Here is a 22,065-nt window from a genome sequence, read left to right as displayed (position 1 = left end):
CTTAGCTGAGATTAGATCGGAAATTTCTGATTCAATCTGTTCTCCGTGTGTCAGTGATACCGTTTGTTTTATTTTTCATAAGGCAAAGTCTGTCCGAGAGAGATTAAACAAAAAAGCCAGCATTGAATGAATGCTGGCTTGAGATTTGATTCGCTTCAGAAGCTTGATGGTTTATTTAGACTCTTCAGCTGTCTCTGGCTGTGGATGCCATGCACCGTCCAGCTTGTTTAGCTCCGGGAACTTCGTGCGGTCAAATGTTGGTACCTGACCTTTTTTCACCTGAGCTTCGTAGTCTTTAATCACCTTAATGGCCAGATTCGACAACAGAACCAGTGCAATGATGTTGATCAGTGCCATCATCCCCATTGAGGCATCTGCCATATTCCAGACGACCGGCAGAGAGGCAACAGAACCAAACATCACCATCGCCAGAACAATCAGGCGGAAAACCAGCAGGCCTTTCTTGCTGTTTCCATTCAGGAACATGATGTTGGTTTCAGCATAGCTGTAGTTTGCAATGATTGAACTGAAGCAGAACAGTACAATTGCAGCAGCCATGAAGTAAGTGGTCCAGCCGCCCAGCTCGTTGGTCAGAGCCTGTTGCAGCAGGCCGATACCGGTCGCTGCATCGGGTTGATCCATCACACCGGAAAGCATGATCATTGCCGCAGATGCGGTACAGATAATAATGGTATCTGCAAACACTCCCAGCATCTGAACAAAGCCTTGTGACGCAGGGTGGTTTGGATTTGGTGTTGCGCTTGCCGCTACGTTCGCAGCAGAACCCATACCGGCTTCATTGGAGAACAGACCACGGGCAATACCACTTTGCATTGCCTGTGCAATGGTGTAAGCCACACCACCTGCCGCAGCTTCCTGCCATCCGAATGCGCTTTTCACAATCAGCATGACGACTGCTGGTAGTTCAGAAATATTCATCGCAACAATCAGCAATGCGATAGCCAGATAACCGACAGCCATGACAGGTACAATGCGTGATGAAGCCTGAGCCACGGATTTTAAACCACCCATAATGAACAGGGCAGAGCAAAGCACAATCGCGATACCCATCCAGCTGCGATCAATTTCGAACGAATGGTATAGCGCATCGGTAATGGTGTTGGCCTGTACAGCGTTAAAGACCAGACCAAAAGCGATAATCAGACAGACGGAGAACAGGCTGCCCATCCAGCGCTGGCCAAGACCTTGTTCCATGTAATATGCCGGACCGCCACGATACTGGCCGTCAACGTCTTTGACTTTATAAACCTGAGCAAGTGTGGATTCAACAAAGGCTGTTGCCATACCAAACAGTGCCATTGCCCACATCCAGAAAATAGCACCAGGGCCACCAATGGTCAGTGCGACAGCCACACCAGCCATGTTACCTGTACCAACACGTGCTGCCATTGAAGTGCAGAACACCTGATAAGAGCTGATGCCAGCGTCTGAGTCTTTGCCTTTTTTCAATACGCCAATGGCATGACGGAACTGGCGGATTTGGATAAAGCCGAGGCGAAAAGTAAAGTAGATACCTACTGCAACTAGGAGGTATACAAGAAGGTGGCCCCAAAGCAGTCCATTGATGTCGCCAATAATGGACATTAATGTCTCATTGAGAGAGGCGATCCAATTGTTAATCGTTGCATTCATAGAATGATCCTGTGATGTCGTACTGACTAAGATGCAGGACAACAAGTTGTGTCCCAAGTGATGGGCGCAATCCATTGCCTGGTTGCAGTAAGCAACATGGCGAAAGGAATCCCCATATATTGATTTAGTGACTTAGTTTGCGCCGCAGAAGTTAGCATAAAATTCTGAAAATGGCTCGGGATCTGGATCACGTTTTCACTGAGTTGTCGTTTGTTAATATCATAATATTTACAACGAAAACGTACTAAATTCAATTTATTTCAATGTCTTAACATTTAATTGTCATGAATTGACGGTACACTTTGAAAACTTGTAATTCATTTCTTGTTAACAGAATTTCAAACTGATATTAACCTGTTTTGGTGGTTTTTTAATCGGTTTTTGAGGTGGGCAAAGGATTCGAATGCGTCAAAGTTCATTTGATGGCTGTAAAGTATGCCAGGTGAAAAGCGGTCTTTTTATTATGTGTTTTAGTGAATATGGAATTCAAAAGATGGCAGCGGGGAGGGGGCATCACATGCAATTGTTTTTGAAGGTAAGAGATAGAAGCAACTGAACTGGTATCCGCAGATACAGATATATCTGTGTTCATCAATAATGATGAACTCTTCATCCTGTCCGCATGCTGTGCAATATGGTACTGATTCCATATTATGCTCCTTCGTTAAAGGCATATCATAGTCTTTAGTAGCATTTGCTAAAATACGTTCTGGAAAAAATACGAGGGATTGCAAATTTAGTAAGAGAATATCTGAAAATAAAAAAAGCCCTTTGGTCGGACATACTGGATTCGAACCAGCGACCCCTACTCCCCCAGAGTAGTGCGCTACCAAACTGCGCTAATGTCCGCCAAAAGGCTTTGTTGTTAAGTTAACTCAACGGGGGCTATATTAGCAACCCTTAAAGGGGAGAGTAAAGCTAAATTGCTGAGAAATAGGTGATATTTTCATCAAACGGTACGGGCTAAGCTCTTGCTCGCATGTTTGATGAGAACATTTCCGTCATTTTTTCAGAAATGAAGGAACCCGGGTAAAGATGCATTATGACCGAAAAATATGATGGTCTCTCACATGGTTTGGTCATAGAAATGTCAAGCTGACAAAAATTATGTTCACAAGAACAAAGTCTGGGGTTATTATTTATTAACTCGCTGGCTACTCTTTCATCCTCGACAGAGTTTTCTATAATTATTAGGTGTGTAGACCAAACTTATCACACTGGCGTCAGCGGAGTCAGAACGTTAGTTAAGTGGCTGAATACTGTTCTCATGATCCCTCATGGGATCGTGGTTAAATCTTTATTAATGTTTATTCTATTTCAAATAGCACAAAGGTTGTCATGAAGGTGTGAAGCAATGACAAGAAAGTGCTGTTTGCAGAAAATCGTGTTTAGAGGTAATTCATGACAAACTTTTCGGATGCAGAAAAAGCACTGAGTGCGATGCTAAAGAATGTAGAGAGCGGTAAAAAGCTGCAAGAGTCGAGAGCTGACTATCGCCAGGCTCTGATTGATTTTGCGGATGAAGTCCCGGGCAGACAGCGTGCTGTCATTAAGCGCATTCCGTTACAAAAAATAAATGATTTAATTGCTGTTCTGAATGAATTTAAAGAAGAAGCTCGTCAGGTAAGAATGACTGAGATTCTGGCAATGATGGAAAAAGATGGCGTTCATCCGGAAGAATTGATGGATTCTTCTGTTGTTGAGGAATAATCTGACTGAACTTTCAGGCAGGTTGCACAGAAAATTGAAATAAAAAAAGGAGAGTGAAAACTCTCCTTTTTTTATTATGCTTGGTTGACTGTGATGATGTAGTCGACTTCGTTTTTATATTTACGAACATTGCGTGATAGGGTTCCCTTGGGCACACCAAAACGCTTCTCTGCTTCGTAACTAGATAAGCCTTCGAAGACGACAGCTTCAACAGCAGTGCGTTGGTTTTGGGACTTGAAAATGCGATCAGCAATTACTTTATATTGTTCTCGTGTGATAGCCATAACTACTCGCTTGTTATTCCTTTTTAGGCCTGCTGGGTATGACTGTCCAGGCAGATTTGATGCCCGGTATAATAACAGCCATACCCTAACGTAAGCTTAATAAGCGAATTTTTACTCTAATAGCATAAGGCCACGAGGCAGTGAATCGCCATATACGCGTTGATTTTCTTCCTGAGACAGGACTTTGACTTCAGAAACCATATTGACCCAGCTTTCCGGTACTTTACTGGTTTGAAGTTTATCGATCACTTGCTGCCGAAGTTCTTCATCAATATCCAAAGTCCGGTCGCCAGTTTTACGTGTCATCATCACTGCCGCAAGAGCAATATCAGGTGATTCTCGCCAGTCATGATCAAGTAATTCAGGCAAACAATAGGCAATATGCTGCCCGCTGAGCAGATTATGCCGACTGCCATATAATGGGAAACGGCTGGCAATACGTCCGATTGCCCACCAATGCGCCTGAGCATATTGTGGTTTCTGTAATCGAGAAAACAACCATTCAATGAGCTGTAATTTTTTCTCAAATGTAATGTTTTCAAGAGAAGCGGCCAACCGAACCATTTGTTCATAGCCGCGTTCCTGTATTTCTTTATTTAGTTTGGGCTGTCGGGTTGCGCTTGGATTGATATATTTGGCAATGTCCTTATAAATCGTTTCCTGCTGATGTTGATTCAGCCCGCCAGCAACACGCCGCCAGAAGATCCACCATTCATTCCAGCTTTGTACAGACTGGTGAAATTGCAGGTTTTGCTGATAAAGCGGCCAAATCTGGCTGATACGCCAGTTGTCGACCGGGTCGCCAAACCCGGGACGTAATGTATACCCGGTTATTTTCAGCCAATTGCGTTCGTGAGCGACAGAACGGCGGCGACGCTTTTTACTTTCAAGGAATGTATCAGCCAGGGATCTGAGTTGTGACATTTCCCAGGCTTCGCGTTTGCCTAAGTATTTTTCCAGATCATTTCGCAGAGTTTTGACTGGCTTGTCATCAGCATGTTTCTTACTTCCGCCATAGGCTTTTTGAATCGCTTCCGTTGCATGTTGCAGTGCTGCGCTATCTATGGGGGGGGTATCTGTCTCTTGGCGCTCCGGATTTCCGGCAGGCGCTTTCCGGACTGAAAACTCGACTTGCCATCGTTTTGCCGGATTTTCTGTATCAATGCATTCAAGTTGCAGCGTACCGACTTCAGTTAATTGACAGGCAAGGGATACGCTGACTCTGTCTTTTTGATTGGCGGCTAAGGATTCTCTGTCTGTATCGCTGTCAAGGGTGGCAATGAAAGGCGGCAGAGGCACCATGTGCGGGTGATCCAGTGTCATCATTTCGCCGGCCTGAATCGGGGCATCTTCGTTTGTCGCAAATAAATGAAAGCGGACTGGTTCTCCCAGTGTCAGTGCAAATTTTCTGTCTGACAGCAGAATCTCCTGACCTTCATCTGTTCCGCGGGGTAACAGGCAGATGCCTGAAGGCGGAGACTCATTGTCTAACTCCAGGAAGAATGAACGTGCTGAACCCCCACCAATTTTGAGCTGTGCGCCATGCCGGGCTTTTCCGTAGGCCACGGCGCCATATGCGACAGCCAGATCAGGGTGAGGGTTATCCAGGAGAGTGACGCCGTCACTTCGCCAGTGCGTAAAAATATCCACCATCCGGTTGGTCAGAATGTGACTGTTGAACACTCCGCCGTTAAGCAAAATCGCTGGTGGAACGGCAGCAAGGTTTTTTTCAGGTTCTGTACCAGCCCGCTTGAGTGCTTCGCGGCAAACCATGTCATGGTCGCTGATAAATTTCGCCAGATGTTTCGAAACCGCAGGGTCTGAGGCATAGGGCAGGCCAAATTCGACCATGGCACTTTGTCGTTGACTCGGATATTCATTAGCAGCTGAAATTGGGAAAAAGCCATTCAGGGCAATGTCTCGGACCTGCTCCTGGTTGACCGGAACAGAACGGCTGCCGCCAATCAGTTTGGAACCGCTGCCAAGTAAAGTGATTGTGGCCTGTTCGGGTGCATGTTCAGCGAGCAGTTGTTCTTTGGCCCGACGTGCCTGTTGAATCAGTTTTGACAGCGCTGCTGCATTGAGGCGTTTGCCATCACCATTTAGGTTGCTTTCAGCAAGATGAGCCAAAGCCAGATCCAGATTGTCGCCGCCCAGCATCAGGTGATCGCCGACACCAATACGATCCAGCTGTAGCCGCTCATTTTGAGAGCTGACCTGGATCAGGCTGAGGTCAGTTGTTCCGCCGCCCACGTCGCAGACCATCAGCAGAGGAATGTCTTTCAGCAAAGACTCAGCTTCTGTGTGATGTCGTGCATACCAGTCATAACATACAGCCTGAGGTTCCTCGAGTAATACGAAATTGTGCAGGCCTGCCAGTTTCGCTGCCTCAACGGTCAGTGCCCTGGCACCTTCATCAAAAGATGCCGGAATTGTAATGACAACATCCTGCTGTGCCAGTTTTGCATCCGGATAATGATAGTCCCAGGTTTGTCTGACATGGTTGAGATAGCTGGCGCTGGCAATCACCGGAGAAATTTTTTTCACGCCTTTTGCCGCAGCCCAGGGAAGGATAGGCTGATTCCGGTCCACACCGGTATGAGATAACCAGCTTTTCGCACTGGTGACTTGCCGGCCTTCAACCTTGGCACCGAGTTCACGGGCATATTCACCAATGATTGCTTCAGGAAAATCACCAGCGACAGGCTGAACTTCCCAGGGCAGCACACACTGTTCAGCAGGGATTTCTCCCGGTGTTGGGTGATAGCGAAACGAAGGTAACAGCGGTTTACGTGCCACTTCGCCCGGCGCGATCAGCTGGTCAATGTCGAAAATTTTTACAGTTTCATTTTGTAACGAGGCGGTGATAGGGCAGTAGGCAACCACGGTGTGGGTGGTGCCTAAATCAATACCGACTAAATAACGGGGAGAAGACATGTATGACTCCGAGCATTTCAACCCGATTGCCCGCAAGCGTGGTGATTGTGTTGTGCTGGGGCCGGGTAAAATAACGGCGCAAAAAATGCGCCGTGAGAAAGAATGTTGTGAACGACTCAGTTATCCCGAACGTCGAATTCGACTTGCCACTTCTGACCACCGTCGGTCGGGATAACTTCCAGGCATAAAGTACCCAGTTCAGTCACTCGGGCGGCAAGTTTCACCGGTACGATATTTCCGGCACTGCGGCCATCGGAAACCGGTAAAGTCACCTGAATTGCAGGGAGTTCTTCCAGCTCTTCAGGTTGCCACCAGTCCAGCAGGGTTCCCGGTGCATCTTCACGACGAACGGTTGAACCGAAGAAACGGAATGTGACCGGTTGTCCGATAATCAGACCAAACTCCCGGCTCGGAACATCTGCGTGACTGCCTTCTTCCATACCAAAAGGTGCAACGCACAGTGCTTCAACAGGCGGTTCCATGCCCGGGATGGCTGGCATGGCACTTTCAATACCCACATAGTAGCTGCTGGCAATACCACCACGGATCCGGACGCCTTTTCCTTGACGGACAGAACCGTAATAAGAGGCGCCGTGCGCAACCGCCAGATCCAGATCCAGCCCCTGCAGGCGTTTCGCTTCCGCACTGCCACCTGTTGTCAGCCATTGGTTAATGATGGACATCAGGCGTTGTGACAGCAGATCTGATTTCAGTACACCGCCATTGAACAGCACTGCAGTCGGGCGGATAAAGCCTTCATGGATTTGTTCAAAACTGTCAAACAATTCATCAACCGCTGAAGACTGACGACTCAGGAACCCGGCAATATGACGGGAAACAGCGGCATCTTGAGCATAAGGCAGGCCCATTTGGGTCAGGGCGCCGCGCTGCATTTCAACCGGGTGTTCTTCAATACTGGTCTGCGGGAAGAAGCCTTCAACCAGTGTCTGTTGCACTTCTTCCTGAGTCAGTTCGGTTTGCAGGGTGCCGCCCAGCAGTTTCGAACCACGGCTCGGAACGACGATCGGCACAGCACGCAGGTTTTCGTCGCTCAGCAGTGCTTCTTTCGCATCCCGGCAGGCATGTGTGACCGCCTGAATCTGCCATGGCTGCAGCTGTTTACCTTCCTGGGCGAGTTTGGCTTTCAGCCGGAAGGCAAGTGCCAGATCCATGTTGTCGCCGCCCAGCAGGATATGATCGCCAACTGCGACCCGGTTCAGTGTCAGGTTACCGTCTTCTTCTGTCACCGCAACCAGCGACAGGTCAGTAGTACCCCCGCCGATATCGACAACAAGAATAATGTCACCCACGCTGACCTGGTCCCGCCAGGTTTCATCGTTGTTTTTAATCCAGCTGTAAACCGCAGCCTGTGGCTCTTCCAGCAGGGTCAGGTGTTTGAAGCCGACTTCACGGGCAGCTTCGGCAGTCAGATCCCGTGCGGCCGGGTCAAAGGATGCCGGGACCGTAATGGTGACATCCTGCTCAAACAAGGAGGCATCCGGATGCTGGTGATTCCAGGCTTCAGCCAGATGACTCAGGTATGCACGGGTGGCCTCTAGGGGCGAAACTTTTGTGACCTCTTCCGGTGCATTCAAGGGCAGGAAAGCATCCCGCCGGTTCACTCCACCATGACAAAGCCAGCTTTTGGCACTGGCAATCAGGCGAATCGGCGTTTTGCTGCCTAGGCTGCGGGCCATGGCACCGACAATTGCATTTGGCTGTGCGTTCCATGGCAGGGCGGTATCGCCCTGAGCAAGCTCAGATTCGTGCGCCTGATACATGAATGAAGGCAGCTGCGATTTTTCCTCAACACTGCCAGGGGCTGTGAGCTGGGCAATCGGCATTATTTGAACGGGCGCTTCGTCCTGTTGCAGGTCAACATAAGACAGAACGCAGTGGGTTGTGCCTAAGTCGATCCCCACACTGTATTTATGTTCTTGAATGTCTTGCATTATAACTCTACCTCAGCAGCAGCAAGGATACGCGGATCATGTCCTTCTGCCATTTTAGGTAAGTGAACGTCGGTGACTTTCCAGCCGCGGTGAATGAGTGTGCCAGTAAATGGGGCGTTGCCGACAACATTGCCAGTCAGGCGGACTTCAGAAGCATTGAAGCCTTCTGGTAAAGTAACACGGCTTTCTTCTTCTTCACTGCGTACCGGGACAAAACGGAAGTATTCATCCAGCACTTTCTTTCCGCCTTCGTGAATAACACGGGCTGCTGCGCCAATTTCAGCATCAGCAAAACCTTTCAGATCTTCCTGCATAAAGTCGATAAAACGTGCTTCTTTTTGCAACAGAGAAAGCAGTTGCAATGCGGCATCCGGGGTTGCAGTTTTCAACTTCGACTCAACCTCGACAATCTTTTCTACTTCTACAATTTTCTCGACTTCGACAATCTTTTCAACTTCGACTTCTTTCTCAACGATTTTTTCAACTTCTACTGTTTTGCCTTTCTTTGTGACATAAAGCAGCAGAAGAATCACAACAAGGGCAGCCAGCCAGGCGTGTCCCATATCAATCGTGGTTGGCATTGCGGATAGATCCACTGTCATTTTTGAAAAGTCTAAAGCCATATTCGTCTTCTCTTTGTCCGTGACAAACTGTCTTATTGGAAAAATTTGGCCGAATACTAACACAACACATTGCTAATATTGCCAGTGAGTACGCGATTTTTAGCGCTATTTTCGTGAGAAACAGTTCCTTAGGTTACTTTGCAACCAAGTCAATATGACAATTTTCTGTCATTGGCTGCATGACCTTATGGTATGTTCGCGAAAACCCGGGTGTAAATCGAACTGTGGCTGGATTTTCCGATACCCCACCTTCTTTTTAGTCTATTTTTTGACGCTTTGTGGAACCGAAGGCAGGTGCGGATTTAAAAAGAGCGCAAATTGCATTGCAATATGAGTTGCAAGTTGCGACTCATGACAAAAATGACCGTGCAATTTAAGGATAATCCAGTACAGATTTAATTTCGGTCAGGTTTTCTTCAATCCAGTGTTTATTGATCGCACCCCAATCAAGTATTTCATAACGCCCAATCCGGTGGCGCTCTCCCTCTGTTTGTTTAAACTCACAGGTAATATCCAGATCTGACAGACTTTTTATCGTGTCCTGAGCTGTCCGTCTGGGCATACCGGTATATTCAAGCAGAGCGGGCACCGTAGCAATGCCTTGATCAATGAGATGGGCGACATAGAGGCGCCGGTAAAAGCTTGATTTTGTTTTGCTGATGGACATGGCTGTGAACTGAACTCCCTTTCATTGTCGGCATGTGGATGCAGGTTAACACTATTCCCGGTGGGATGAACAGGCACAGAAAAGTGTCAGGTCTTTTTACAGGTTCCTGCGCGTGTTTTTGAACACTGACTTTAAGTGATTGAAAAACAGAAACCGAAAAAGTTGGCGCGATTAGTGCATTTATAAACATAGAAACCAGGCTCGTATCCGTTCTCATCAGAGTTCAGGCTGAGCCAACAGGATTTCGATGTGTAGAGGGAAGCCTTTATCACTGCTCCAGGGCTTAGGGGAAGCGCTGAAACTTCGCAGGGATAAAAGGATAACTATAAAAATGATGACAAAAATAACTTTCAACTGGCCACCTTCGGGTGGCTTTCTTTTTTTGACTGGTTTTCTGCTGTGAGCGGACCAGGTATCGTCATTCTTGCATGCTGAAGATGCTGGTATACAATACATTGTTCTTTTCCTGTCTGCCGTGACGATGACAGTGCAGGCTTGGCTTTAAACAATAAGGAAAATCGTCTCTGTTATGAGCAAATTGACGGCACCGGAATTCAAAATCGCGTTTCTCCATCCCCGATACTGGCCGACTTTGCTGATGATTGGCACTATGAAGCTCATCAGTTTACTGCCATACCGAATTCAGTTCTGGATGGGCAAAGGGATTGGCCGACTGGCGATTAAACTACTGAAAAAGCGTCGTTTTACGATTGAACGAAATCTTGAACTTTGCTTCCCTGAGATGTCTGAAGGGGAACGTGAAGCGCTCATTCAGCAGAATATCGATAATGCCGGGCTGGCATTGTTTGAAACCGGGATGGCCTGGTTCTGGCCGGAATGGCGCTTCAAACGTCACGTTCGTTTCGAAGGCGTTGAATATCTGGATGAACTGGAAAAAGAGGGCAGAGGTGTGTTGCTGGTCGCGGCACATTCGATGAATCTGGAAATCGGTGCGCGTGCATTTGGTTTACGGGCTCCGGGGGTTGGCGTCTATCGCCCGAACAACAACCCGTGCTTTGATTATTTTCAGTTTCATGGCAGGGTACGGTCGAACCGATACATGCTGGATCGTAAAGATGTCAAAGGGATGTTCCGCGCGCTCCGTGAAGGAGAGCGTGTCTGGTATGCACCGGATCATGACTATGGCCGCCGCCGTTCAACTTTTGCGCCTTTATTCGCAGTCGATAAAGCCTGTACGACGACAGGGACCAGCATTCTGGTCGATGCGACTCGATGTGCCATCGTGCCGATTGCCATTGTCCGCGATACGGATGACGGTATGTATACCCTGAAAATTTTTAAACCACTGGAAGGCTTCCCGCATAAAGATCCGGATGCGGCGGCAGCATTTATCAATAAAAATGCTGTTGAACCTATCATTATGGAAGCGCCAGAGCAGTATATGTGGTTGCACCGCCGGTTTAAGACCCGCCCGGAAGGCGAGGCCTCCCTGTATTAACAGATAAAACTGTCAAACGAGAAAACAGCCCGTCTTTGCGGGCTGTTTTTCTATCAGTGGATTGTGAATATCAGTCTGTCAGTGTGCCAGTCTGGTAATCACGAATGGCTTGCTCAATTTCGTCCATGCTGTTCATTACAAAGGGACCATAATGAACAACGGGTTCATGAATCGGCATGCCAGAAAGCAAGAGCATGCCCGTATCTTCTGTGGCCTTGATTGACAGTCCTTCTCCGGCATTCAGGATCGCCAGCTCACCGGCTTTTGCAGCTCTGCCATCAATGTCAATTTCGCCTTGATAGACATAAAGCATGGCCTGAAAGTCTGGGTTCAGGCAGGAGTTTAACTGGCCGCCGGCAGCGGTTTGCCAGTCTGCGATGGTGGTTGGCACCCCGGTTTGCTGTAATGGACCTGTGACGGTGTCACCCTCAATAGTCAAATCACCTGCGATGACCCGGATCAGATTGTTTGGGCCCAACTGCTTTTCAGCAATGACGTCGGACTGGAAATCATGGTATTGGGCCGGCTGCATCTTTTTACTGGCTGGCAGGTTAATCCAAATCTGGAAACCATGCAGCTGACCGTCGGTCATGATTGGCATTTCACTATGGATGACCCCTTTACCGGCTGACATCCACTGAGCACCGCCATCTTTTAACTCGCCCCGGTTCCCCATGTGATCCTGGTGCTGAAAGTGACCTTTGAGCATGTAGGTCAGGGTTTCTATTCCGCGGTGCGGGTGTGGCGGAAATCCGCCGACATAATCTGCGGCTTCGTCGGATTTCAGTTCATCCAGCATCAGGAAAGGAGAAAATGCGGCATTTTCGAACCCGTGGACACGCTGAATTTTGACGCCATCTCCATCAGAAGTCTGGTGTGTGCGAAGGATGCTTTGAATTTGTCTGATTGCCATGATTGCCTCCAAATTTCTGGTTCCGGCCGTGGCCGGGAGTTACAGAAAGTGTACGTCGGCTCTGGGAGGCAGAACAGTTGAAACCGACGAACAGCTTATTAGAAAAAATTGAATAAGAGGTGAGGTGCTGACGGAAAAGTCGTGCAGCGTCAGCAGGCTAACTGTGAAGGCGGTTTTGAATGCGTTGCCACGCTTCGCAGGCCAGACGGAATTTCTCCGTGTCTCCTCCGGGTCTGTCGGGATGCCAGCGAAGGGCCAGTTTGCGCCATTGACGGCGGATTTGTGCCGGACTGGCTTCCGCAGTCAGTTCAAGTATGGCCAGATCCTGCAGCCAGGAAGCATTGGTTGTCACACTGAGGGTTCCAATATGCTTTTGGTACTGTTTCCAGAACGAAGACAGAAGTTCGCGGATTGCATTGGCGTCTGCTTCGTAGTTTTGCCAGTCCAGATAATACTCTCTCAGCGGATCGGCTGCATCGACCTGCTGATGACCTGAATTGGCCATGAGCTTGATGTCCATGGCCTGTGCCTGCAGCCATTGCTCAGGCAACAGCATATCCTGAAGCTGGTAGAGAGCATTCATCAACAGGAAGTTACGTTTGAATAAATCCTGCTCGGGAACGTCGTCCAGCGTGTTGATCAGGCCTTGTTGCTTCAGCGCATCTGCCATCGTGTGGACCATCCAGCCATCATGCTGCTTTTCCAGTAAACCTAAAATTGACCAGATGAGTGGGTTTTCCGGCTGATCGTCAGAAGGGCGCTCGGGCAGTGTCATTCGGTAATTCCGTCAGTGATATAAACGAGTGAGATGTGTCGAACAGTCACCGGGACGGTCAGACTCTTGCACTCTAGCAAAGCCGGCAGCCAGACCCAAAAAAATCAGTGGCTTGGTCACAGATAGGGGAATCGGTGTCACAGCATGACGATTTTCATTGCATGGAATTGAAAAAGCCGGGCTTTTCAGCACCGGCTTGTGGAGATCAGACGGATGGAGGTGTGAGTCTTATTCGACGGTTACACCATAATATTTTTGCACACACTTGGTATAGTCACCTTTTTTCAGCGTGGTGTGTGCTGTCTGGTAACCTGATTCAATCCGGCAGGCAAAGCTGCTGCCACCCGGGTTATCCGGGTAGTAACTCCAGTCATTTTCCCAGTACAGGCCAAATGTATTGTCACCCGTTTTCTTAAACGGTTTCATACCGGCGCAGCCTAACTGTTCATCAGCAGGAACGGGAACGCCCAGCGCAGCAGCATGACCCCGGTAATACTGAATTCGGTTCACGGACTGCGGTTTTTCTGTTTCCAGCGTACATTCAATGCCGCCGTTGATGATCATGGTTGTGACACCAAAGCCCGGGACACGTTTTTCGGCAATGTCTGTCGCGGTTGGCTGCCAGGTGCCGTCAATGACATGCAGCATTGATGGTTTTGGCGGTTGCGGGTAAACAAAGAAGAATACTGCAGAAGCCAGATTCAGCCAGCTGTTGGCGACACGATCCGGATCCTGAAGCAGCACGTTCACATCATTGAAGATGAAGTCAGAAAACGGACCGTAGTTATAGTGATATGACAGCTGTTTTGCGCCGCGGCCAAAGTATTTCACATAACTGCCGTCAGGATTTTTACCGCAAGGCCACTGTTCTGTCTGCCAGTTCGTCGCTGCACATTCGCTGTTGTAACCACAGGAGTTTGCATCATCAGAACAGCCGGCTTCGCGGACAAAGTACAACCCCTGGCGCCATTCTTCATAGGGTGAATGCGGGTTGTGTGCACCGGTTTCCTGAGTGAAGTGAGCAAACATGACCGCCAGTGATTTCGCACAGATTGCATCAGACTGAGCAGCACGCTCATCCGTATATGTGGCGCAGAAACCTTTAAATTTGGCGACGGCTTTCAGGAAATTGGTGTAGGTGTAGGCCGTGTTGCGTTCCGGAAACAGTTGATCCCATTTCTGTTCATTGATCAGGGACTCAACACGTTTAACATTGTCAGGGTTGGTGGAAGCACCGGGAACGACGGCTTCAACAACGGCATTATCGCGGGTGCTGATTGATTCGAACACCTTGGCAAATTCAGGAGAGCTGGTCAGTTCGGCTTCACGGGCATCCAGATAGGTTTTGCTCATGATGTAACTGCCATCCGGGTTTTGCCCGATGATGCCGTTGGATGGTGTGGGATCTGGGGTTGGATCTGGATCCGGTCCTGGACCCGGATCCGGGTTGTTGTCAACGCTGACCCATTCCCAGACGCCGGTACCCGGTGTTGCATCCGGCGCTTCGCCCTGGGTCCACCATTTGGCTTTATAGATTTGTCCGTTGTAGGAAACATGATCGCCGCCGACATAGGTCGCGTTGTTTGAATATGCAGGGTAGGACGCGACAGTCGTACTTGTTGTCAGCAGGGTGTTCACCTGTTTCCAGGCATCTCCCAGATGAGCATCGGGTGTTTCATTCTCCGTTGTCCTGAGCGCTTCATAGGTGACGCCCTGATAAATTACCTGTTCTCCGGCCTGATACACGCCGTTTACGCTATAGTTTGCAGTTGCAAACACACTGGCAGAGAAGAGCGCACCGCTGACCAGTAAGGTCCTGAGCGCCCACTGAGGGGACAGTTTTTGTTTCATGATTGGTTCCTTTCGTGCAGTAAAAAACCCGGCAGTCAGACCGGAAAAATAGACTGCGTTCAAGGTATCGATTATCAAGATTTTGTCCTGATGGGAAATGACAATTTGCGATTGGATTCAAGGGGAAATCATGCAGCAGCGGTGCTGTTGCCGGGAAGTTGTGATATTGAGCTAAAACTTAATTGTTGTTGAGTAAAAAGTCGGATCGTTCCGGAATCAATCAGGAAGGCTGGGAACCTTCCTGAAGGCTGGCTTAGATTAATCGCGGAAATTATCAAACTGGAATGGTTTATCCAGTTCTTCCGAATTGCGAACCAGTGCCATCGCGGCTTGTAAATCATCCCTTTTCTTGCCGGTGACACGTACTTTGTCGCCCTGGATGGATGCCTGTACTTTAATTTTTGAATCTTTGATCATTTTCACCAGTTGCTTGGCGACTGGTGTATCAATGCCTTGTTTGAACATGGCTTCCTGCGAGAAGGTTCTTCCTGAATGCACAATATCCTTGGTTTCCATGGCACGGGCATCTACACCACGTTTAGCCAGGTTTGCACGAAGGATGTCGCGCATTTGCAGAACCTGGAATTCAGCTTCGGCTGAAATTTTGACAATCTCTTTATTCAGGCTGAATGAAGCTTCAACATTGCGAAAGTCAAAACGGGTATCCAGATCTCGGTTACTGTTATCCACCGCATTTTTCAGTTCAACGGTGTCGACTTCAGAAATGATATCAAAAGAAGGCATGGTTTAATTCCTGCTCATCAGTGTTAATGGGCGTTTTTATATCATAAAACGCTGACTTAAAGGTAGTTGCGCTTGGCTGAATTAGCGATTTTGCACCGCAGCAGCCAGCATTTGAATCATGTCGACAGTATCTTCCCAGCTGATACAGGGGTCAGTGACAGACTGACCATATGTCAGGCCATCTTCCAGCCCTTGCTCCAGTGACTGGTTGCCTTCAACAATAAAGCTTTCAGCCATAATTCCGGCAATATGACGGCTGCCGTTTTTCAGTTGCTGGCAGATATCTGCGGCAACGTCTAACTGTCGCTTGTGTTGTTTCTGGCAGTTGCCATGGCTGAAATCAACAATCAGCCGGGTAGGCAGATCATAGTCTGCAAGCGCATCACAGGCCGCCTGAATGTCTTCTGCATGGTAATTAGGCATTTTTCCGCCACGCAGAATGATATGACCATACGGATTACCGGCTGTCTTATAGATAGTCATTTCCCCGTTTTTAGCCGGGGAACAGAAAACATGCGGTACCCGGGTGGCGCGAATCGCATCAATCGCGATTTTTACATTGCCGTCCGTGCCGTTTTTAAACCCAACCGGGCAGGATAAGGCTGATGCCATTTCACGGTGGATTTGTGATTCAGTGGTGCGGGCACCAATAGCACCCCAGCTGATCAGATCGGCAATGTACTGTCCGGTGATCATATCCAGGAATTCAGTCGCGGTAGGCATTCCCATTTGGTTGATGTCGAGCAGCAGCTTTCGGGCTTTATACAAGCCAGCCACTAAGTCCAGACTACCATCCAGATGGGGATCAGAAACCAGACCTTTCCAGCCCACGACGGTACGCGGCTTTTCAAAGTAAGTTCGCATGACAATACAGAGTTTATCTTTGTATTGTGTTTTCAGCTCAAGCAGACGACGGGCATAATCCAGCGCAGCTTCTGTATCATGCACAGAGCACGGACCGACAATGACAAGCAAGCGCTCGTCCTGACCGGTCAGGATGTCTTCAATTTCTTTTCGGGAGCGGTCGACGTGTTCGGCGATGGCATCTGAGATTGGGTGAGCAGCTTCAACTTCGTCAGGAGAAGGCATCCGCCCTAAACTGACAGTACGAAGTTCATCGGTTTTTCTTGGCATAATCCGCCTGCTTTCAGGTATAACATTGTGACGCGTAAAGATAGCTCAAATGACCACAGGAATAAACCAAACGTTTCATTTCACTTGCTTTTATCGCGTGTGTTTGTACGAGTTTGAGTAAATGAAAATTATTCATGTTGCCGGAAAATGATGTGATGGCATGAAAAGGGATGATGTTGCTGGTTGATGGCATCACAATGATTAAATATAGCAAGGCTGGTGGAGAAGGATGAAGGAGAGTCGGGACATGGAGATGTCAAAAGAGGTTTTAGCCGGTTTGTCGGATCAGAAGATGGTGACACGTTGTGCGCAGATGGATGCGACAAGGGAGCAGATGGCTCAGTTGGAGTTCATCGCGATGGATGCTTGTATGGCTGACATCGGTCTTCATTTGTCTGCATTCGGTCAGTCAGATGCTGTATGTGAGATGTCTGCTGTTGAGACGGAACGGTTTGAAAAACTGGTACAGGTGTTGTCGGACTTCGCCCAGAAGCGGATCGCGGCAGGGCACACCAGACCCGTTTTCAAAATTATATTCAGTGGTGCAGAAGCGGGTGATCCTGTGGGTCACATTGATGGCCAGGAAGCAAACCCGCTGATGGGTGTTCGTGGTGTGTCACGGTATCTCCGTCCTGAGTGGGCGAAGTTATTTGTGTTGCAGTGCAATCTTATCAAGCGCCTGCGTCTGGTCACGGGTGATTTGCCGCTGGCGATCGTGATTCCGTTTGTCCGGACATACAGTGATGCTGCGTCCGTACATGACTTACTCGCGGAGCAAGGACTGTTCAGGGGAAAAGCCGGGCTGCAGGTACATTTCATGTGCGATTTACCGGCAAATGCCTTGATGGCCGATAAATTTCTGCACTACTTTGATGGCATGGTGATCAACCTGGATCATCTGGCGCAATTTTCGCTGGCGATAGATCCGGGGAATACAGCACTGGATTATGCCTTGCACAATAACGATGCGGTGATATTTCTGGCTCAGCGAGCTTTAAAGATGAGCCGGGATGCGGGCAAGCCTTGTGAATTTACTGGCCGGGCGGTCAAAGATTCTGAGCCCGTTCGTCGCTGGCTGATTGAGCAGGATGTGAGTCGGGTGATCTGCGGAGACTGATTCGTTGAAATATCAAAAAGGAGCCTTGAACCGGCTCCTTTTTTGATTGGATCCAAATGTCAGGATGAGCAGCTGATTTCCAGCGTTTTTCCCCATTCTGGTGGCTTGGCTGCGAATTGTTCGAACGCCGGATGCTCATCAAAAGGTCGGGCAAGTACGGTCAGTAAATTTTCTATCATGCCGTAGTCTCCTTTTTCAGCCTGCTCGATCGCCGTTTGGGCCAGATAGTTCCGCAGGATGAATTTCGGGTTGTGCATGTGCATGAGCGCAAGGCGTTCTTCGTCGCTTTGCTGTTCCAGCGTCAGGCGTTTGGCATAGAAGCTGAGCCATGTCTGAAGCGGCGCAGTATCACGGATGATTTCAGAAAACAGATGGCTGCTGTCAGCCAACTGACTGGCTGGGATCGAAGTCAGTATCCGGAAAAACAGTGTGTAGTCCACGGCCTGAGTTGCCAAAAGATCGAACATCTGGCTGAACAGTGCGCTGTCTTCGTCATGCCGCTCCATAATCCCCAGCTTGTTTCTCATTCGGATGCTGTATTCCTGCTGCAGCCGGGTTTGATAACTGTGCAGAGCCGTGTCAATGGCTTCTTTATCCAGCAGAGGCGTCAGGGCATAACCCAGTGCCGACAGATTCCAGAGCGCAATTGAAGGCTGCTGATTAAAGGCGTAGCGTCCGGTGTAATCGGAATGATTGCAGATAAAACCCGGCTGGTAGTCATCCAGAAAACCATAAGGGCCGTAATCAAAGGTCAGCCCAAGCACAGACATGTTGTCTGTATTCATCACCCCGTGAGCGAAGCCAACGGCCTGCCAGTCCGCAATCAGCACAGCGGTCAGATCGACAATGCGCTGGAACATGGCCGCGTACGGGGAAGGGTGATCACGAAGATCTGAAAAGTGCTGTTTGATCAGATAATCCGCCAGTAATTTCAGATCCTCATGGCGCTGGGTGTAAAACAGATATTCAAAGTGTCCGAACCGCAGGTGGCTGTCGGCGACCCGGATCAGGGTCGCGCCTTGTTCTGCTTTTTCACGGTAAACCGGGGTGTCGCTGACCAGAACGGCCAGTGCATGGGTCGTCTGGATGCCCAGACCTTTCATCGCGGCACTGGCCAGATATTCACGGATGCTTGATCGCAGAACAGCCCGTCCGTCTCCCATGCGAGAGTAAGGGGTTTGTCCCGAACCTTTCAGATGAATGTCCCATTTCTTTCCTGCTGACGTCAGTACTTCACCCATCAGCAGGCCACGGCCGTCTCCCAGGTCCGGATTGTACTGGCCGAACTGATGTCCGGTGTATTTCATGGCAATGGGTTCAAAGCCCGGTAATTCATCATTCCCTGTGAAAATGTCGGCAAAGTACGGCGTGCCTGCTTCAGCCGGATCCAGTTCAAGCAAATCGCAAATCACAGGATTGACGCTGACCAGAGAAGGATTATCCAAGGGTTGCGGGGTAATGCGTGTCCCAAAATGGCTGGGTAATTCACTGTAGGTATTGTTAAAAATCAGTTCGGTCAGTTTACGCATGCCTGGTGCCATAAAATAAGGGACGGGTGGACTGCCAGTAAGGGTAACAACTTGCCGTGAGTAAACAAGGGACAAAAAGTAGGGCTAATTGAAGCAGATGGCGGGCCTCCTCTGAATTAAGCATAGAAGAGGCCAACCGGACTGTCAGTGGTGAGACCGATTGAACCGGGATTAGTCAATTGCTTCGATATCAACAATCTTCGAACGGTTCATGATAATTTTCCAGCGCTGAATTTTGGGTTCCTGATCTTCATCGCTTTCACAGGTAATCAGGTTGATCAGATGACGTTTTTCAACTGATTCTCTGGCAACCTGACCATCCCGCATGACATAGATTTTTTGCGAGCCCTTTTCCATCAATGTCGACAGAAATCGCAGATCAAACAGAATGGATTCTTTTGTCTGCTCATAACCTGTCAGAAATTTGGTTGTCGACATCCTTGTGGTGCTTTTGTAATGCAGGATCGTTTCTTCTTTGGCTGAAACCTTATGCTTGCGCGCTTTTCTGACATTATCTTCCAGGTCGTCAAACCGCATGTACTCGAGCCACTCAAGCTGTCTGCCAATTAGTTTGTTACTGTTACTGTCGGAAAACTGCTTCCGCCATTTGGGTTTACCTTTTCGGACCCAGCGCCAGAGCGCCTGTTTGAGGTCGTCTTTAAAGACTTCACGGGCAGCATAAATCACGGAAAGGACCAGGATGAAAGAGGCAGTAATGTCCCCGAGTACACCGCGGGCCTCAATCAGCATGATGGTGACAAAGATCATCACAAAACCTGCTGCAAATCCGGTCACCACTTTTTTGGTCGTGTTGCCGAGAACGGTGGTGTTCTCTTTCATAGTCACCGGATATTCAATCAGACGGCGCAACAGCCGCATTTTGTTCGACATCCGCGTTGGATCGGCAGCAGCACGCTCAGAATTGTAGTTGTTCGTCAGGCGATGCTCAGATTCCGCATCGCAGAAATCCAGAAACAGGCTTTTGATTTCACCATAGTTTTCTGTCCGGGGCAGGTGGGCGACCAGCGAAAGAAAGCGCTGCTCAGTAAACCAGGATAGGTAGTTATCAATGTTCTGGTAGTATTTCAGCAGTTCTTCATCGGTTGGCACATTCCTGCGCAGCCGTTTCAGAATCCCGCCGGAAATGCTGGCGACTTCTTCCAGTTCTTCTGTGGTCCGCTCTACTTTTTCATCAAGAAGCTGGTGAACAGTTTCTTCCAGGGCGACGGCATACTGGTAAGCAAATAAACTCAGACTTAAACGGTACTGGCCCGAAGACAGGTTGCCACGGCTGGCGAGGCGGCTGTGAACCAGAGGCAGATGATGAACATCACTGAAGTAAGTCCGCTTGCCGTGAATGACATTATGATAGAACTCATCTTCAGACATGATGTTGGCGTTCAGGCCAAGCTCACCGGGAATGAAAAGAAAAACATCAAGCTGACGGTTTTTGGCCTCATGAATGACATGAGACAGTTTCAGGTTATGGCCATCTTTCTTTTCAACGGTGATCACTTTACAGATTTTCCTCGCAATTGGGTCGGTTCAGGTAATTTTAGTTGATGCCGCCGTTAAATAGCACCACTTGACAATAGCTTATGGCACGACAGCATGTTTTTTGTTCAGAAAGTCTGTTTTTGGTCAGGCAGTCTGAATCAACATCACGTATAATGCGCGTTTCAAAATAGCGTGCTTTCTCCGGTGCCGCATCAGCTTTGTGTCAGAAGTTGTATGAGCAGGAGAATGAGGCGGACATTCGCCGGATTATTTTACCCTGAGAGTGACATATTTATGATTAAAATTGGTCAGTACAACACGCTGGAAGTCGTGAAAGTTGTAGATTTTGGCGTGTTTCTGGATGGTGGTGAGGATTTCGGTAATATTTTACTGCCTAAATCGTCCGTTCCTGAAGGTACAGCTCTGGGAGATAACCTGGAAGTGTTCATCTACTTTGATTCGGAAGATGACATTATTGCGACCACGAAACAGCCGCTTGCCCAGGTCGGCGATTTTGCACATCTGAAAGTTGTAGGGATTTCCGGTGTCGGTGCTTTTGTTGACTGGGGGCTGGAAAAAGACTTACTGGTTCCGTTCAGCGAACAGCGTCGCCGCCTGGAAGCCGGCCAGATGATTATGGTCCGGGTCTATACAGACAAAGCATCCGGTAGAATTGTCGGTTCGATGAAATTTAATCGTTTTCTGGATAAAACACCGCATCATTATCAGGTCGGTGATGAAGTTCAGGTGGTAATCGCTGAAGTTTCTGAGCTTGGATATAAAGCGGTAATCGAAGGCGAGCACTGGGGGCTGCTGTTCAAAACGGAATCCTTCGGCAAACTCTTTGTCGGAAAGCGTCTGAAGGCATTTATCAAAGAAATTCGCCCGGACGGCAAAATTAATTTATCCCTTCAGAAAGCGGGCAAAGCCAAGGTTGACGATATTGCAGATAAGATCCTGACGGAACTGGCGCGCCAGGGTGGTTTTATGCCGCTGAGTGATAAATCGTCTCCGGAAGAGATTTTTAAAGTTTTCCGCACCAGTAAGGCAACGTTTAAGAAAGCCATTGGGGGACTTTATAAGAAAGGCGTCCTCCTGATAGAAAATGACGGTATCCGTCTCAACGATAATTGAAAAGACTGCAACTCTGATTTAAGCCGGTGATAGACACCGGCTTTTTTGTGACTTCTGCTATTCCCTCTTTTTCATAATCAGCGTAT

Annotated in this window: 17 protein-coding genes and 1 tRNA gene; 4 read left to right on the top strand and 14 right to left on the bottom strand. The window is 48.6% G+C overall.

Annotated features, from left to right (window positions below):
- Positions 1-171: 171 nt before the first annotated feature.
- Both ACYP03_RS13215 and ACYP03_RS13210 read right to left on the bottom strand, forming a co-directional pair.
- The gene (locus tag ACYP03_RS13215) at positions 172-1,653 is read right to left on the bottom strand and encodes an alanine/glycine:cation symporter family protein (protein WP_248140136.1); all 1,482 of its coding nucleotides are present in this window, start codon (positions 1,651-1,653) and stop codon (positions 172-174) included.
- A 772-nt stretch (positions 1,654-2,425) separates the two neighbouring features.
- Positions 2,426-2,502: transfer RNA gene (locus ACYP03_RS13210), tRNA-Pro, on the bottom strand.
- A 552-nt stretch (positions 2,503-3,054) separates the two neighbouring features.
- Here ACYP03_RS13210 and ACYP03_RS13205 point away from each other — a divergent pair.
- On the top strand, positions 3,055-3,363 hold the full coding sequence (locus tag ACYP03_RS13205) for a hypothetical protein (protein ID WP_036752808.1): 309 nt from the start codon (positions 3,055-3,057) through the stop codon (positions 3,361-3,363).
- A 74-nt stretch (positions 3,364-3,437) separates the two neighbouring features.
- On the opposite strand, the gene ACYP03_RS13200 is transcribed toward ACYP03_RS13205, so the two are convergent.
- The 5 genes from ACYP03_RS13200 to ACYP03_RS13180 form a co-directional block, all read right to left on the bottom strand.
- Positions 3,438-3,647 (bottom strand): helix-turn-helix domain-containing protein, encoded by a 210-nt coding sequence (locus tag ACYP03_RS13200; RefSeq protein WP_248140138.1) that lies wholly within the window; start codon positions 3,645-3,647, stop codon positions 3,438-3,440.
- A gap of 111 nt (positions 3,648-3,758) precedes the next feature.
- Positions 3,759-6,584 carry an Hsp70 family protein gene (locus ACYP03_RS13195; protein WP_459780305.1) on the bottom strand — a complete coding sequence of 942 codons (2,826 nt, stop codon included), beginning with the start codon at positions 6,582-6,584 and terminating at the stop codon, positions 3,759-3,761.
- A 116-nt stretch (positions 6,585-6,700) separates the two neighbouring features.
- The gene (locus ACYP03_RS13190) at positions 6,701-8,536 is read right to left on the bottom strand and encodes an Hsp70 family protein (protein WP_459780303.1); all 1,836 of its coding nucleotides are present in this window, start codon (positions 8,534-8,536) and stop codon (positions 6,701-6,703) included.
- Positions 8,536-9,138: a DUF2760 domain-containing protein gene (locus tag ACYP03_RS13185; protein WP_459780562.1), complete on the bottom strand. Its 603-nt coding sequence runs from the start codon at positions 9,136-9,138 to the stop codon at positions 8,536-8,538. Before ACYP03_RS13185 ends, ACYP03_RS13190 begins: the two co-directional genes overlap by 1 nt.
- Before the next feature lie 394 nt (positions 9,139-9,532).
- Positions 9,533-9,826 (bottom strand): winged helix-turn-helix domain-containing protein, encoded by a 294-nt coding sequence (locus ACYP03_RS13180; protein WP_248140143.1) that lies wholly within the window; start codon positions 9,824-9,826, stop codon positions 9,533-9,535.
- Between the two features lie 529 nt (positions 9,827-10,355).
- On the opposite strand from ACYP03_RS13180, the gene lpxL reads away from it, so the two are divergent.
- Positions 10,356-11,285, top strand: a complete 930-nt coding sequence (gene lpxL / locus ACYP03_RS13175; protein ID WP_459780301.1) for an LpxL/LpxP family Kdo(2)-lipid IV(A) lauroyl/palmitoleoyl acyltransferase — start codon at positions 10,356-10,358, stop codon at positions 11,283-11,285.
- Between the two features lie 70 nt (positions 11,286-11,355).
- Here the strand turns inward: lpxL and ACYP03_RS13170 are convergent, their stop codons facing one another.
- The 5 genes from ACYP03_RS13170 to ACYP03_RS13150 all read right to left on the bottom strand — a co-directional run bounded on the left by ACYP03_RS13170 (position 11,356) and on the right by ACYP03_RS13150 (position 16,702).
- On the bottom strand, positions 11,356-12,198 hold the full coding sequence (locus ACYP03_RS13170) for a pirin family protein (RefSeq protein WP_459780299.1): 843 nt from the start codon (positions 12,196-12,198) through the stop codon (positions 11,356-11,358).
- 157 nt (positions 12,199-12,355) lie between these two features.
- Positions 12,356-12,973 (bottom strand): DNA-J related domain-containing protein, encoded by a 618-nt coding sequence (locus tag ACYP03_RS13165; RefSeq protein ID WP_459780297.1) that lies wholly within the window; start codon positions 12,971-12,973, stop codon positions 12,356-12,358.
- A 228-nt stretch (positions 12,974-13,201) separates the two neighbouring features.
- Positions 13,202-14,824 (bottom strand): glycoside hydrolase family 19 protein, encoded by a 1,623-nt coding sequence (locus ACYP03_RS13160; RefSeq protein WP_459780295.1) that lies wholly within the window; start codon positions 14,822-14,824, stop codon positions 13,202-13,204.
- A gap of 258 nt (positions 14,825-15,082) precedes the next feature.
- Positions 15,083-15,568, bottom strand: a complete 486-nt coding sequence (locus ACYP03_RS13155; RefSeq protein WP_248140153.1) for a YajQ family cyclic di-GMP-binding protein — start codon at positions 15,566-15,568, stop codon at positions 15,083-15,085.
- Between the two features lie 81 nt (positions 15,569-15,649).
- Positions 15,650-16,702 (bottom strand): 3-deoxy-7-phosphoheptulonate synthase, encoded by a 1,053-nt coding sequence (locus tag ACYP03_RS13150; protein WP_459780293.1) that lies wholly within the window; start codon positions 16,700-16,702, stop codon positions 15,650-15,652.
- 247 nt (positions 16,703-16,949) lie between these two features.
- On the opposite strand from ACYP03_RS13150, the gene ACYP03_RS13145 reads away from it, so the two are divergent.
- The gene (locus ACYP03_RS13145; RefSeq protein WP_459780291.1) at positions 16,950-17,819 is read left to right on the top strand and encodes a putative PEP-binding protein; all 870 of its coding nucleotides are present in this window, start codon (positions 16,950-16,952) and stop codon (positions 17,817-17,819) included.
- A 59-nt stretch (positions 17,820-17,878) separates the two neighbouring features.
- Here ACYP03_RS13145 and ACYP03_RS13140 read toward each other — a convergent pair whose 3' ends face one another.
- Positions 17,879-19,348 carry a protein adenylyltransferase SelO gene (locus tag ACYP03_RS13140; protein ID WP_248140159.1) on the bottom strand — a complete coding sequence of 490 codons (1,470 nt, stop codon included), beginning with the start codon at positions 19,346-19,348 and terminating at the stop codon, positions 17,879-17,881.
- A gap of 171 nt (positions 19,349-19,519) precedes the next feature.
- Complete coding sequence (locus ACYP03_RS13135) at positions 19,520-20,863, bottom strand: hypothetical protein (RefSeq protein WP_248140161.1); 1,344 nt, start codon at positions 20,861-20,863, stop codon at positions 19,520-19,522.
- A 276-nt stretch (positions 20,864-21,139) separates the two neighbouring features.
- On the opposite strand from ACYP03_RS13135, the gene ACYP03_RS13130 reads away from it, so the two are divergent.
- Positions 21,140-21,979: a CvfB family protein gene (locus ACYP03_RS13130; protein WP_248140163.1), complete on the top strand. Its 840-nt coding sequence runs from the start codon at positions 21,140-21,142 to the stop codon at positions 21,977-21,979.
- The last annotated feature ends 86 nt before the right edge of the window (positions 21,980-22,065 follow it).

The sequence above is a fragment of the Photobacterium sp. R1 genome, assembly GCF_054600795.1.
The sequence above is the reverse complement of the archived record's forward strand: the minus strand, read 5'-3'. Positions and strand labels throughout refer to the sequence as shown.